This is a genomic window from Arthrobacter sp. NPDC056691, from assembly GCF_042791415.1.
Lineage (GTDB): Bacteria > Actinomycetota > Actinomycetes > Actinomycetales > Micrococcaceae > Arthrobacter.
Genome location: NZ_JBHTXX010000005.1, coordinates 134437 through 149162 on the forward strand (window position 1 = coordinate 134437; position 14726 = coordinate 149162).

11 protein-coding genes are annotated in these 14726 nt (G+C 66.7%); 10 read left to right on the forward strand and 1 reads right to left on the reverse strand.

Annotation, left to right across the window (positions count from 1 at the left end; all coding sequences use genetic code 11):
* Positions 1-59 precede the first annotated feature (59 nt).
* The 4 genes from groL to ACFRAU_RS06725 all read left to right on the forward strand — a co-directional run bounded on the left by groL (position 60) and on the right by ACFRAU_RS06725 (position 7633).
* Positions 60-1670: a chaperonin GroEL gene (gene groL / locus ACFRAU_RS06710; protein ID WP_377994386.1), complete on the forward strand. Its 1611-nt coding sequence runs from the start codon at positions 60-62 to the stop codon at positions 1668-1670.
* A gap of 220 nt (positions 1671-1890) precedes the next feature.
* Positions 1891-3960 (forward strand): acyltransferase family protein, encoded by a 2070-nt coding sequence (locus ACFRAU_RS06715; protein WP_377999294.1) that lies wholly within the window; start codon positions 1891-1893, stop codon positions 3958-3960.
* A 216-nt stretch (positions 3961-4176) separates the two neighbouring features.
* The gene (gene guaB, locus ACFRAU_RS06720; protein ID WP_377994387.1) at positions 4177-5688 is read left to right on the forward strand and encodes an IMP dehydrogenase; all 1512 of its coding nucleotides are present in this window, start codon (positions 4177-4179) and stop codon (positions 5686-5688) included.
* A gap of 85 nt (positions 5689-5773) precedes the next feature.
* The gene (locus ACFRAU_RS06725) at positions 5774-7633 is read left to right on the forward strand and encodes an ABC transporter ATP-binding protein (RefSeq protein WP_377999264.1); all 1860 of its coding nucleotides are present in this window, start codon (positions 5774-5776) and stop codon (positions 7631-7633) included.
* A 75-nt stretch (positions 7634-7708) separates the two neighbouring features.
* Here ACFRAU_RS06725 and ACFRAU_RS06730 read toward each other — a convergent pair whose 3' ends face one another.
* Positions 7709-7981 (reverse strand): hypothetical protein, encoded by a 273-nt coding sequence (locus ACFRAU_RS06730; RefSeq protein ID WP_377999265.1) that lies wholly within the window; start codon positions 7979-7981, stop codon positions 7709-7711.
* A gap of 91 nt (positions 7982-8072) precedes the next feature.
* Here ACFRAU_RS06730 and ACFRAU_RS06735 point away from each other — a divergent pair, with 91 nt between their 5' ends.
* The 6 genes from ACFRAU_RS06735 (at position 8073) to guaA (ending at position 14719) form a co-directional block, all read left to right on the forward strand.
* Positions 8073-9209, forward strand: coding sequence for a GuaB3 family IMP dehydrogenase-related protein (locus ACFRAU_RS06735; protein WP_377994390.1), 1137 nt, complete (start codon positions 8073-8075; stop codon positions 9207-9209).
* 96 nt (positions 9210-9305) lie between these two features.
* On the forward strand, positions 9306-11057 hold the full coding sequence (locus ACFRAU_RS06740) for a glycerol-3-phosphate dehydrogenase/oxidase (RefSeq protein ID WP_377999266.1): 1752 nt from the start codon (positions 9306-9308) through the stop codon (positions 11055-11057).
* A gap of 50 nt (positions 11058-11107) precedes the next feature.
* Positions 11108-11596, forward strand: a complete 489-nt coding sequence (locus ACFRAU_RS06745; RefSeq protein ID WP_377994392.1) for a PTS sugar transporter subunit IIA — start codon at positions 11108-11110, stop codon at positions 11594-11596.
* Positions 11597-11727: 131 nt separating this feature from the next.
* Positions 11728-12561, forward strand: coding sequence for an SURF1 family protein (locus ACFRAU_RS06750; RefSeq protein ID WP_377994393.1), 834 nt, complete (start codon positions 11728-11730; stop codon positions 12559-12561).
* Positions 12558-13058, forward strand: coding sequence for a DUF3817 domain-containing protein (locus ACFRAU_RS06755; protein ID WP_377999267.1), 501 nt, complete (start codon positions 12558-12560; stop codon positions 13056-13058). Before ACFRAU_RS06750 ends, ACFRAU_RS06755 begins: the two co-directional genes overlap by 4 nt.
* Positions 13059-13129: 71 nt before the next feature.
* On the forward strand, positions 13130-14719 hold the full coding sequence (gene guaA / locus ACFRAU_RS06760) for a glutamine-hydrolyzing GMP synthase (RefSeq protein ID WP_377994394.1): 1590 nt from the start codon (positions 13130-13132) through the stop codon (positions 14717-14719).
* The last annotated feature ends 7 nt before the right edge of the window (positions 14720-14726 follow it).

Sequence of the window (14726 nt, forward strand, 5' to 3'; positions counted from 1 at the left end):
GCGTCTGAATTCATTCCGACCGGGCGGCTGCACGGGGTTCTGTCTTGAAAGGACAAACCATGGCAAAGCAGCTTGCGTTCAACGACGCTGCCCGCCGGTCGCTCGAAGCCGGCATTGACAAGCTCGCCAACACGGTCAAGGTGACGCTTGGTCCCCGCGGCCGCAACGTCGTGCTGGACAAGAAGTGGGGCGCACCCACCATCACCAACGACGGCGTGACCATCGCCCGGGAAGTCGAGCTCGACGACCCGTACGAGAACCTTGGCGCCCAGCTGGCCAAGGAAGTCGCCACCAAGACGAACGACGTCGCCGGTGACGGTACCACCACCGCAACCGTGCTCGCCCAGGCACTGGTCAAGGAAGGCCTGCGCAACGTTGCTGCCGGCGCCGCCCCGGGCCAGATCAAGCGCGGCATCGAGGTCTCTGTCGAGGCCATCGCAGCCCGCCTGCTGGAGAACGCCCGTCCCGTCGAGGGCAGCCAGGTGGCCAACGTTGCCGCCATCTCCGCCCAGAGCGACGAGGTGGGCGAGCTGCTCGCCGAGGCATTCGGCAAGGTGGGCAAGGATGGTGTGATCACCATCGAGGAATCCTCCACCACGCAGACCGAGTTGGCTCTGACCGAGGGCATGCAGTTCGACAAGGGCTACCTGTCCCCGTACTTCATCACCGACACCGAGCGCCAGGAAGCCGTCCTCGAGGACGCCCTCATCCTGATCAACCAGGGCAAGATCTCCTCGGTGCAGGAATTCCTGCCGCTGCTGGAGAAGGCGCTGCAGAGCTCCAAGCCGCTGTTCATCATCGCCGAGGACGTCGACGGCGAGGCCCTGTCCACGCTGATCGTCAACCGCATCCGCGGCACCCTGAACGTGGTTGCCGTCAAGGCTCCGGGCTTCGGCGACCGCCGCAAGGCCATGCTGCAGGACATCGCGACGCTGACCGGCGCCCAGGTTGTGTCCCCGGAACTGGGCCTGAGCCTGGACTCCGTGGGCCTCGAGGTGCTGGGTACCGCCCGCCGCATCACGGTGACCAAGGACAACACCACCATCGTCGACGGCGCAGGTTCGGCCGAGGACGTATCGGCACGTGTTGCCCAGCTGCGCGCCGAGCTGACCCGCACCGACTCCGACTGGGACAAGGAAAAGCTGCAGGAACGCCTGGCCAAGCTGGCCGGCGGCATCGGCGTGATCAAGGTCGGCGCAGCCACCGAGGTTGAGCTGAAGGAAAAGAAGCACCGCATCGAAGATGCAGTGTCCTCCACCCGCGCCGCCCTCGAAGAAGGCATCGTGGCCGGTGGCGGTTCCGCCCTGATCCACGCGCTGAAGGCACTCGATGAGGACCCGGCTGTCACGGCACTCGAAGGCGACGCGGCTGCTGCCGTCGGCATCGTCCGCCGTGCACTGGTCCAGCCGCTGCGCTGGATCGCCCAGAACGCCGGCCACGACGGCTACGTCGTAGCCGCCCGGGTTGCCGAGCAGGACAACAACCACGGCTTCAACGCCAAGTCCGGCGAATACGAGGACCTGATCGCGGCGGGCGTCATTGACCCCGTCAAGGTCACCCGTGCCGCCCTGCGCAACGCGGCTTCCATCGCCGCGCTGGTGCTCACCACCGAAACCCTCGTGGCTGAAAAGCCCGCCGAGGAAGACGAGCACGCAGGCCACAGCCACTAGGCTGCAGCCCGCCCTCGCGGTGTCACAAGGAGGCCCGTCCAGCTGCTGCTGGCCGGGCCTCCTTTTGCGCTTCCAGAAGCGTTTTCCCAGCTGAGACGCCGGTCACACCCCGTGCGTTGGATTCGTCTGGAATGTCACGAAACGGTAACATGGGTACTTTGTGTTGCCGTTTGAGGGGTTATCTGTGCCAGAAGCGAGATCGACGGACCCGCTGAAAAGCATGCCGCGCGAGGAGCCGGCGGGAAAAGAGAGCCATGAGCCGAGGGCTGCCCGCCTGAAGGCCAAGCCGGGCTACCGGCCCGAGGTCCAGGGCCTTCGCGCCCTGGCGGTGCTCATGGTGGTCACGTACCACGTGTGGCTTGGCCGGGTTTCCGGCGGCGTGGACATCTTCCTCCTCATTTCGGCGTTCCTGCTGACCATGTCCTTCGTCCGCAAGGTGGAGAAGGGCACGCCGCTGCGCCTCGTGAGCCATTGGCTGCACCTCTTCAAGCGGCTGATCCCGGCAGCCGTCGTCGTGATTCTGGGTGTGCTGGCCGGAACCTGGCTGGTGCTGCCGCAGAGCCGCTGGCCCGACGTCCTCAATGAGGCCTGGGCATCCCTCCTCTACGGGCAGAACTGGCTGCTGGCCAACACGGCCGTGGACTACTACGCACAGGACCACTCCGGAGCCAGCCCGCTCCAGCACTTCTGGTCGTTGTCCATCCAGGGGCAGGTCTTCATCCTCTGGCCCCTCATCTTCGCCGGCTCCGCCCTGGTGTGGCGGCTGCTGCGGCGCCGCCGGGAGGTCAGCTACCGGACTGTCCTGATGGTTGCCTTCGGCGGCATCTTCATCGCTTCCCTGGTGTTCTCGATCGACCAGACGTCCAGCAACCAGGCCTATGCCTACTTCGATACGCGGACCCGGCTGTGGGAGTTCGCACTGGGATCGCTGCTGGCACTGGCACTGCCCTACCTGAAACCGGGCAAGGCGCTGCGCGTTGTCCTGGGCTGGGCCGGTCTCGCCGCAATGATCTCCTGCGGCCTGGTGCTCACCGTGGACAGGTCCTTCCCGGGCTTCATCGCGCTGTGGCCCACCCTGGCCGCGGCCGCCATCATCGTCGCGGGGCAAAGCGGCAGCCGATTCGGCGTGGACCGGATCCTGTGCTCAAAGCCGCTGGTGGCCCTGGGCGACAACTCCTATGCCCTGTACCTCTGGCACTGGCCGGTCCTGGTCCTTTCTTTGGCCGCCACCGGTATCGCCAAGCCCAACCTCGTTCAGGGCCTCGTCATCGTGGGCTGCTCCGTGGTGCTGGCCGTCCTGACCACCCGCTTCGTCGAAAAGCCGCTGCGCGAATGGCACTGGCCGCAACTGCGGGCCTGGCGCACCGCCGTCGTGATTGTTGCCTGCGGCGCCCTGCTGGCCGGGCCGGTCGCGGTGTGGCAGACGCGGCTGAACGCCGAAGAGGCCGCAGCGGCGGCGCAGCCGCGCGAGCTGACTCCCGGTGCCGCCGCGCTGGCGCCGGAAAACGCCGGCAAGCCGACGCCGGAAGCCACCGTGATCCCGGCCCCGGCCGCCATGAAAAACGAGTGGGCGGACATCGACGGGCTGTGCACCGACGACAACGTCCCCAGCGACCCGCTGCTCAACGGCTGCCTGCAGAACAGCAAGCCGGACCAGGTCACCAAGCGGATCGTGGTGCTGGGTGACTCCCACGCGCAGCAGTACATGGCCGCGCTCGGCCCCATCGCCCGCGACCACGGCTGGGAGGTGATCACCCTCCTGAAGGGGAACTGCCGGTACGGGGCTGAATCCGCGGAGCGCGACGCCGACTGCAACGCCTTCAACAAGGCCAGCGCCGCATACGTGATGGAGCACAAACCGGACGCGGTGTTCACTGTGGCATCCCTCACGCACAAGGAAGCCCCGTTCGAAACCGAGGTGCCCGGCTACCTGGAGGGCATCAGGCAGTTCACCGACGCCGGGATCGACGTGGTGGGCGTCCGGGACAACCCCCGCTTCGCCATCAACATGCCCGAATGCGTCCAGAAGTACGGCACCGACGCGCCGGAGTGCAACCCGCCGCTGGGTGAAGCCCTCGCCGCCAAATCGCCGCTGGACGCGTACCGGGGCAAGGTGGACGGACTGCACCTGATGGACATGAGCGACTTCATCTGCGCGGGCGGCATCTGCCCGGCCGTGGTGGGCAACGTCTACGTCTACAAGGACGACAACCACCTCACCAAGACCTACGTCCAGTCCATGATTCCGATGTTCGAGAAACGGCTCCTGGCCGCCACGGGGTGGAAGTAACCAGCTCCTGGTAGTGCCCTTGCTCACAATGCCGGCGCGGAATATGGGGATCGCCGCCAAGGTTCTAGTATTAATTCAATTCCTCCAGAAGCACCCCCCGGCCCCGCTTTAACCAGCACAGGGCCAACCCTGCACAGGCCAGTCCCGTAATGACGGGCTGGTCATCGGCTGCAACCCCTACCCGTGAACCTGTAAACCAAGGTAAGAGGCGCACTCATGACCCAGCCCGAGCACGACCCCTTCGGCTTCATCGGCCTGACCTACGACGACGTCCTGCTGCTTCCCGGCCACACCGACGTGATCCCCTCCGAGGCCGACACGTCGTCCCGGATCTCCAAGCGCATCAGCGTGCAGACGCCGCTGCTTTCCGCGGCCATGGACACCGTCACCGAGTCCCGCATGGCCATCGCCATGGCACGCCAGGGCGGCCTAGGCGTCGTCCACCGCAACCTCGCGATCGACGACCAGGCGGACCAGGTGGACCGCGTCAAGCGCAGCGAGTCCGGCATGATCACCAACCCGCTCACCATCGGCCCCGAAGCCACGCTGCAGGAACTCGACGAGCTGTGCGCCCGCTACCGAGTGTCCGGCCTTCCCGTGGTCGACGACGGCAACCGCCTCCTCGGCATCGTCACCAACCGCGATACCCGCTTTGTGCCGGAATCGGACTTCCCGATCCGCCTGGTCAGTGACGTCATGACCAAGATGCCCCTGGTCACCGGCCACGTCGGCATCAGCCGCGAGGAAGCCTCGCACAAGCTGGCCACCAACAAGATCGAAAAGCTCCCGCTGGTGGATGACCAGGGCCGCCTGAAGGGCCTCATCACCACCAAGGACTTCACCAAGGCCGAGCAGTACCCCCTGGCCACCAAGGACGATGAGGGGCGGCTGCGCGTCGGCGCCGCCATCGGCTTCTTCGGTGACGGCTGGGAACGCGCCATGAAGCTGATCGACGCCGGCGTTGACGCCCTCTTCGTCGACACCGCCAACGGCCACTCGCAGGGTGTGCTGGACATGATCCGGCGCCTGAAGTCCGATCCCGTTGCGGCGCACGTGGACATCATCGGCGGCCAGGCCGCCACCCGCGAAGGCGCCCAGGCGCTGATCGACGCCGGTGCCGACGGCATCAAGGTGGGCGTCGGCCCGGGCTCCATCTGCACCACCCGCGTGGTGGCCGGCGTGGGCGTTCCACAGATCACCGCCATCTACGAGTCGGCCAAGGCGGCCATTCCCGCCGGCGTTCCGCTGATCGCCGACGGCGGCCTGCAGTACTCGGGCGACATCGGCAAGGCGCTGGTTGCCGGCGCCGACACCGTGATGCTCGGTTCCCTGCTGGCCGGCTGCGACGAGTCCCCGGGTGAGCTCATCTTCGTCAACGGCAAGCAGTTCAAGAGCTACCGCGGCATGGGCTCCCTCGGCGCCATGCAGTCGCGCGGCAAGAACACGTCCTACTCGAAGGACCGCTACTTCCAGGCCGACGTCTCCGGCGATGACAAGCTCATCCCCGAGGGCATCGAAGGCCGCGTGGCCTACCGCGGCCCGCTGGCATCGGTGGCTTACCAGCTGGTCGGCGGCCTCCGCCAGACCATGTTCTACACCGGTGCCCCGACCGTTGCTGAACTGAAGGCCCGCGGAAAGTTCGTCCGGATCACCCCGGCCGGCCTGAAGGAATCGCACCCGCACGACATCCAGATGACCGTCGAGGCACCGAACTACGGTTCACGCTAGAAGCGGGTCGCGCCGGCGGGCCGCTGGATTTTTCCCGGCGGCCCGCCGTCGTCTCCGGTCACACCTGCGGGATTAGGCTGGAGCCATGTCCCAACCACGCCATCCCGCTGAACTGAGCCCCAAAAGGGAACCCCAGCGGCGGCTGGCACTGAAGCCCTACGCCCGCGCCGTGGCCCAGGTCCTCCGCGTCAGTTTCCGCGCCTCGCCGGGTGCCGTGCTCATGAAGGTGGCCGGCTCCCTGATCTCCGCGGTGTTGCCGCTGGTCACCACCTACTTCGCCGGCCTGACCACCACTGCGCTGGCGGCCGCCTACAGCGGAAACTCCGACGCCGGGCAGAAGGCCATCGTCTACGTCGTCATCACCGCCGCGCTGGGCCTGTTCTGGGGCGCGTTCGGCAGCCTGGACCGCTACATCCAGCAGGTCATGAGCTTCAGGGTGGGGGCCATCGTGGGCGACCTGATGTACGAGCGGTTCCTTGCGCTGGACTTCTGGCGGTACGACGACAAGGAAACGGTAGACCTCTACGATCGCGCCAAGCGGTTCTCCGACTCTTATGCCAGGGTCCTGGACCGGATCGCGGCCATCTTCACGCAGCTGGTCTCGGTGATCCTGGCCATTGGCGCGCTGCTGCTGGTGAGCTGGTGGATCGCCGTGATCGTGCTGGTCGCGATCGTCCCCAGCGTCTACCTGCAGTTCAAGCTGTCCCGCGAGCAGATCGCGCACTGGAACACGCAGGTGGATTCGCGGCGGCAGCGGCGGATGATCGAGACCAACCTGCTCCGCCCGCAGCACATCGCCGAGATGCGCCTGTACGGGATCGTCCGGTACCTCATGGAACTGCGCTCCCGGCTCCGGGACGCCGACGAGAAGCGCCGGCTGGATTTCCAGAAGAGGTACATCCCCAAGCAGCTGGCCGCCGACGCGCTGCAGTATGCCGCCGAGGTTGTCTCGCTCATCTGGGTGGTGGGCCAGATCATCGCCCGCGCCCAGCCGGTTGGACAGTTCCTCTACGTCCAGCAGATCGTCAGCCGCGCATTGTCCACGGCGAACAACCTGGTCTCCTCGCTCAGCTCCATCGACGAGGACCTCGCCAACCTCAAGGACTACGAGCTGTTCATGGCGCTGCCCGTGCATTCCAACCACGCACCGCCGCTGCCCGAGGCCCCCAAGACGGTTGAGCTGCGCGACATCCGCTTCACCTACACAGGCAGTGACATCGAGGTGATCCGTGGCATCAGCATGACGATCCGAGAAGGCCAGCACATCGCCATCGTGGGGGAGAACGGCGCCGGAAAGTCCACGCTGATCCGCATCCTGGCAGGGCTGTACCGCCCGGATTCCGGCCAGGTGATGCTCGACGGCGTGGACCTCGCCGCCGTCGACGTCACCTCCTGGCACCGCCACCTGGCGGTGCTGAGCCAGGAGTTCCTCAAGTACGAGTTCGCCACGGCCGCTGAAAACATCCTGTTCGGCGACGTCGATTCACCCCGCGACGACGAACGGATCGGCCGTGCGGCCTCGGACGCCGAGGCGCTGGAATTCATCAACAAGCTGCCCAACGGCCTGGACAACCACGTCAGCAACTGGATGGAGGATCCGCGGGGCCGGAAGGGGAGCGGACTGAGCGGCGGGCAGTGGCAGCGTCTGGCCATGGCGCGGAACTTCTACCGGAACGCCGCCTTCATGGTCATGGACGAGCCCACCTCCGCCATCGACGCGCTGGCAGAGCACCGCATCTTCACCCGGCTGTTCGCCGAACGCAGCAGCACCATCATCGCCATCAGCCACCGGCTGGCCACGATCGAGAAGGCTGACATCGTGTACATGCTGGAGGACGGCCGCATCGTGGAGCAGGGCACGCACCGGGAACTGGTGGCACTTCGCGGCCGCTACTTCCGGATGTTCGAGTCGCAGCTCAGCGTCGAGGAGGCCGGCGGGATCTGAGCTCCCGTTCCCGGCAGTGCCGGACGTCCGGGCTCCCGGGCTGGCAACGGCGGCCGGCGGGCTGACGGCAGCCAGTCAACGGGTGTGCACGGCAAGCGGCCGGGGCACCGTCCGCAGGAGTGCGCCCAGGAGGGCCCTGCCGCCGGTGGCTGCCCGGATCACCAGTGGACCGGCGTCGACCGTCAACGATTTTCCTGCCGCCACGGCGGACACCTCCACGAAGCGGACCTCCTCGAAGCGGTAGGTGGTGGCAATGAACGACTCCTGCCAGATCCCCACCACGGCGCGCAGCCCGGAAGCGGTTCCGATGCCTGCGATGTGCCCGTCGAAGACCCAGCGTTTGCCCATCCGGCCACTGTAGTCAACGCCTCTGTCGCCGGGGCATGCCTCCCGGTGTCCCGGTCCTCAGACAGGTGTTCGGCTGGGATAACCTAGAGCAGTGACTTACGAGATTGAGATTGGCCGTGGCAAGCGTGGGCGTCGTGCCTACTCCCTGGATGACATTGCGATCGTCCCCAACCGTCGCACCCGTGACCCCAAGGACGTCTCCGTCTCGTGGCAGATCGATGCCTACAAGTTCGACATGCCGGTCATCGCGGCTCCCATGGACTCGGCCATGTCGCCGGCGACGGCCATCGCTCTCGGCAAGCTCGGAGGCCTGGGCGTCCTGGACCTCGAGGGACTCTGGACCCGGTACGAGGACCCGCAGCCCGTGCTGGACGAGATCGGCGCGCTTGCGGACGAAACCAACAGCCCGGCCGTCACGCGCAGGATGCAGGAGCTCTACCAGGCACCCATCCAGCCCGAGCTGATCACGTCCCGGTTGGCCGAAATCCGCGCCGCCGGCATCACCGTGGCCGGCTCGCTGACCCCGCAGCGCACCCAGGAACACTACAAGACCGTGGTGGCTGCCGGCGTCGATATCTTTGTGATCCGGGGAACCACGGTTTCTGCCGAGCACGTCTCGAAGGACCACGAACCGCTCAACCTCAAGCAGTTCATCTACGAGCTCGACGTTCCGGTCATCGTGGGCGGCGCCGCGGGCTACACGCCCGCCCTGCACCTGATGCGCACCGGCGCGGCCGGCGTCCTGGTCGGTTTCGGCGGCGGTGCCACCACCACCACGCGCCGGGCACTGGGCATCCATTCGCCCATGGCCTCCGCCATCTCCGACGTCGCCGCTGCCCGCCGCGACTACATGGACGAGTCCGGCGGACGCTACGTCCACGTGATCGCCGACGGCGGGATGGGCACCTCGGGTGACATCGTCAAGGCCATCGCCATGGGCGCGGACGCCGTCATGCTCGGCACCGCCCTCGCCCGGGCGGAGGAAGCCCCCGGAAAGGGCTGGCACTGGGGCCAGGAAGCCCACCACCTGGAGCTGCCCCGCGGCGACAGGGTGAACATCGGAACTGTTGGTCCGCTCGAAGAGGTGCTCTTCGGGCCGGGCCACCACACCAACGGGACCTCCAACCTGATCGGCGCACTCCGCCGCTCCATGGCCACCACCGGGTACTCGGACCTCAAGGAGTTCCAGCGCGTCGACGTCGTGGTTTCGCCCTACGCCGGAAACTGAGCTGCGGCGCCGGCAACGCAGTCCGCACCCTGCCCATCGGCAGACGATCGAAGTACTCTGGTGAACTACAACGTTCGATGAGGATGGAGGCCTGTCATGACCGGTTTCGGTGATCGTCCGGCGGCGACCAGGGGCGCGTTGGGGCCCGAGGCGAGGGAGGCCGCGCTTGCGGCGCTGAAGGCTTCGGCGGAGCCGGGCAAGGAACTGGACATCCTCATAGTCGGCGGCGGCATCGTCGGCACCGGCGTGGCCCTGGACGCGGTGACCCGCGGCCTGAGCGTCGGCATCGTGGAAGCCAGCGACTGGGCCGCCGGGACGTCGTCGAGGTCCTCCAAGCTCATCCACGGCGGCCTCCGTTACCTGGAAATGCTCGACTTCGCACTCGTGAAGGAAGCGCTCCAGGAACGGGGGCTGCTGCTTTCCGAGCTGGCGCCGCACCTTGCCCGGCCGGTGCCGTTCCTGTACCCGCTGAACAAACGCTTCGTCGAGCGGCCGTACATCGGCGCGGGCATCGCGCTGTATGACGTCATGTCCATTTCCGGCGGCCACAAGCGCGGCGTGCCGTTCCACAAGCACCTCTCGCGCCGGGGCACCCTGCGCGCCGCCCCGAGCCTAAAGGACGACGCCTTCGTCGGCTCGATCCGCTATTACGACGGCCAGGTGGACGACGCGAAGTATGTGGCCAACCTGGTCCGCACCGCCGCCTACTACGGTGCACACGCGGTCAACCAGACCGCCGTCGTCGACTTCCTGCGCGAGGGCGAGCGGGTGGTGGGCGCCAAAGTGGTCAACCGCGAGGACAACTCCAGCTTCAACATCCGCGCCAAGCAGGTCATCAACGCCACAGGGGTCTGGACCGACGAGACCCAGGCCATGGTCACCGAGCGCGGCCAGCTGAAGGTGCGCGCATCCAAGGGCATCCACCTGGTGGTGCCGCGGGACCGCTTCCAGTCAACAGTCGGGCTGATCCTGCGGACCGAGAAGTCCGTGCTGTTCGTCATCCCGTGGGGGCGGCACTGGATCATCGGCACCACGGACACCGACTGGCACCTGGACAAGGCACACCCCGCGGCGTCCAGCAAGGACATCGACTACCTCCTGGAACACGTCAACAAGGTCCTGAAACGGCCCCTTACCCGGGAAGACGTGGAGGGTGTGTATGCCGGGCTCCGGCCGCTGCTGGCCGGGGAAAGCGACTCCACAGCCAAGCTCTCCCGCGAGCACGTTGTGGCCCATCCGGTGCCCGGACTCGTTGTGGTGGCAGGCGGCAAGTGGACCACCTACCGCGTCATGGCCAAGGACGCCGTGGACGAGGCCGTCCGCAGCATGGACGAGCGGGTGCCGCCGAGCTGCACCGAGACCATCCCGCTGCTGGGGGCCAGCGGGTTCAAGGCTGCCTGGAACCGCCGCAACCGGACAGCCGAGGAATCCGGAGTGCACGTGGCGCGCGTGGAGCACCTGCTGAACCGCTACGGATCCATGACCTCGGAGGTGCTGGCAATCATCCAGGACCGGCCCGAACTGGCCGAGCCGCTGCCCGGCGCCGACGACTACCTGCAGGCCGAAGCGGTCTACGCCGCAACCCATGAGGGCGCCCGGCACGTGCACGACGTCCTGACCCGGCGCACCCGGATTTCCATCGAGGCGTGGGACCGCGGTGTGTCTGCCGTCCCGGTAGTCGCTAAGCTTATGGGAGAAATTCTTGGCTGGAGCGATGCGCAGCGGGAAAGCGAAATCAAGCATTACCTTGCGCGGGTGGAAGCCGAACGGCTGAGCCAGCAGCAGCCCGATGACGAGTCGGCGGATGCTGCCCGGCTGGGTGCGGAGGATATCGTCCCGCTGCGCTGAGCTCGCGACCTGCCGCCGGACAGGCCCCGGCACCACTGAAGGGACACCACTTGGCGGAACCACTGGACCGTTACGACGCGGAACTCACCACACCGGACATGGTGATCCTTGAAATGGATGCCGAGGACAAGGTGGACGCGGCCAGCCAGCTGGCCCGGACGCTGTTCGACGCCGGCCGCGTCTCAGACCTCGAGGGCTTCCTGGGGCACGTCAACGCCCGGGAACACCAGCTGGCCACCGGCCTGCCCGGGGGAGTGGGACTGCCGCACGCCCGCAGCGAATTCGTCTCCGAGACCTCAATCGCCGTCGGGATTACCAAGTACGGCAAGGCCCTCGACTTTGGCGCCGCCGACGGTCCTGCCACCGTGGTGCTGCTGATCGCCACGCCCGCGAGCTCGTTCTCCGACCACCTTGAAGTGCTTGCCACCCTGGCGCGGTCCCTGTCCAAGGAGTCCTTCCGGGAATCGCTGCGCCGGGCCTACGATGCCGAGGTCATCGCCGAGCTCATCAATTCCAGCCTGGTGTTCTTCGACCACTGAGCGCGAACGTACAGTTGAGGCCCTTCGAATCGCGCGAACGTACAGTTGAGCCCCGTCGCCGGGGGCCTCAACTGTACGTTCGCGCTACCCGCGGTTCGTTGTTCTACACGCGGACGAAGTAACGTTAAGGGGTGTGGAAAACAGCCCTCCAGCCCCGATGGATCGCAGGCCTGGTCTTTGCGATCGCCGTTTCGGGTGTCTTTGTGCTCCTGAGTCAATGGCAGTTCGGCCGTTCCACGCAGCCTGAAGTGCCCGTCAACCCCACCACGGAGCAGGTCCAGGCCCTGACGAAAACCCTGCAACCCGGAGACTTCTTCCGTGGCTCGGTGGCGGACCAGATGGTCACGGCGTCCGGCACCTACGATCCGGCCAGGCAGGTCCTGATCCCGGGCCGTCTCAAGGACGGCAAGAGCGGCTACTGGGTGGTCACGGCCTTCGCCGTGTCCGATGCCCCAGTGCTCCAAGGCGCGGCAGCCTCACCCAAAACCTACATACCGGTGGCCCGCGGCTGGATCGCTGCTCCCGCCGACGCCAGCGCCCCGCCGTCGGGCATCATCCGGCTGACCGGACGGCTGCTGCCGTCCGAGGCCCCAGTTCCCAACACGGCCCCCGAACCGGGACAGGCGACGGCCGTCTCGGTGGCCGAACTCATCAACGACTGGAACGTCAGCAGCTACCCGGCCTTCGTTTCCGCCACGGCGGAAAAATCAGGAACGGCCGACGTCGGTGCTGCCGCCGGCAGCGGACTCGAGCCGCTCAGCATTGCCGCGCAGCCGCCGGCCGCGAAGGTCAACTGGCTGAACCTGTTCTACTCCGTGGAGTGGATCGTTTTCGCCGGCTTCGCGCTCTTCATCTGGTGGCGGCTGGTCAAGGACGACTACCGCAGAAGCCTCGAGGACGCCGAGGATTACGACGGACCAGAACCTACCCAACCCAACGAGATCCAACAAAAGGTACAGCCATGATCGAACCCAAGCCGGCCATCCAGCCCTCCAACCCGACCGGGGCGGCAAAGAAGCGACGCTTTGGCGGCACCGAGGCGCAGATCCGCTCTGCCCTGAAGTTCTATAAGGTCATGGCTTACCTCACGGGTGCCATGCTGCTGCTGCTGTGCGCGGAGCTGGTTGCCCGCTACGGCTTCGGCCAGTACCTCTTCGCCGGCGGAACGGACGCCCTGACCGGCCAGCCGTTCGGCTTCGGATTCGCCCAGGCGGAACCGAAAGGTGTCCTCGGCGGGTTCAACGTGTCCGTCACCGTGCTCATCGTCCACGGCTGGATGTACGTGGTGTACCTGATGTCCAACTTCCGGCTGTGGACGCTGATGCGCTGGCCGTTCGCCAAGATGATCCTGCTGGCACTCGGCGGCGTGGTGCCGTTCCTGTCCTTCATTGTGGAGAAGAAGTTCCACGCCGAGGTGGAGTCCGAGCTTGCGGCCAACCCGCAGGCCGCCAGCCGCTACTGATTTGCGTTCCGTGCATCACAGCGGGGCCGCTCAAGATGCGTCGGGGCAAGCCTGCAAAGTAGGCTAGTACGGTGACTACTCCCACTGCATCCCAAACTTCCCAGAAGCCGGTGCTGGTTGTTGACTACGGTGCCCAGTACGCGCAGCTGATTGCCCGCCGCGTCCGGGAAGCGAATGTGTATTCGGAAGTGGTTCCGCATACCTACAGCACTGAGCAGCTCCTGGCCAAGAACCCTGCCGCCATCATCCTGTCCGGCGGACCCGCCAGCGTCTACGCCGACGGCGCCCCGAGCGTCGGTGCCGACCTTTTCGAGGCCGGCGTTCCGGTCTTCGGCATCTGCTACGGCTTCCAGGCCATGGCCAACGCCCTCGGCGGCAAGGTGGACAAGACCGGCCTGCGGGAGTACGGCTCCACGCAGACCACCATCCTCGGCGAAGGCCGCTCCGTCCTCGAGGGAATGCCGCAGCACCAGAACACCTGGATGAGCCACGGTGACTCCGTCCACGCGGCTCCCGAGGGCTTCGAGGTGCTGGCCACCACTGCCGGCGCTGAGGTTGCCGCGTTCGCCAACGAGGAGAAGAGCCTGTACGGCGTGCAGTGGCACCCCGAGGTGAAGCACTCGGCCTACGGCCAGCAGGTGCTGGAGAACTTCCTGTTCAAGGGCGCCAAGCTGGAACAGAACTGGACCACAGGCAACATCCTTGAAGAGCAGGTGGAGCGCATCCGCCAGCAGATCGGCGATGCCCGGGTCATCTGTGGCCTCTCCGGCGGCGTGGATTCGGCCGTTGCGGCAGCGCTCGTCCAGCGCGCCGTCGGCGACCAGCTGACCTGTGTCTTCGTCGACCACGGGCTGCTGCGCGAAGGCGAGGCCGAGCAGGTGGAGCGCGACTTCGTCGCCGCCACCGGCGTGAACCTTTACGTGGCCAACGAGCAGGAGCGCTTCCAGGCCGCGCTGACCGGCGTCAGCGATCCCGAAACCAAGCGCAAGATCATCGGCCGCGAATTCATCCGGGCCTTCGAGGAGGCCGAGCGCGCCATCATCGCCGACGCCGCCGCACACGGCGAAAAGATCAAGTTCCTCGTGCAGGGCACCCTGTACCCGGACGTCGTCGAATCCGGCGGCGGCGAGGGCGCAGCGAACATCAAGAGCCACCACAACGTGGGCGGCCTGCCGGAGGACCTGGAGTTCGAGCTCGTCGAACCCCTGCGCGCCCTGTTCAAGGACGAGGTGCGTGCCGTGGGCGCCCAGCTCGGCCTGCCCCAGGAGATCGTCGGCCGCCAGCCGTTCCCCGGCCCCGGCCTCGGAATCCGCATCGTCGGTGAAGTCACCAAGGAACGCCTGGACCTGCTGCGCAAGGCAGACGCCATCGCCCGCGCCGAACTGACCGCTGCCGGACTCGACAACGACGTCTGGCAGATGCCCGTGGTGCTGCTAGCGGACGTCCGGAGCGTCGGCGTCCAGGGCGACGGCCGCACCTACGGCCACCCGATTGTGCTGCGCCCCGTCTCCTCCGAGGACGCCATGACGGCCGACTGGTCACGGCTTCCCTACGACCTGCTGGCCCGGATTTCCAACCGGATCACCAACGAGGTCGACGGCGTCAACCGCGTGGTGCTCGACGTCACCAGCAAGCCGCCGGGAACCATCGAGTGGGAATAGCGTTGTA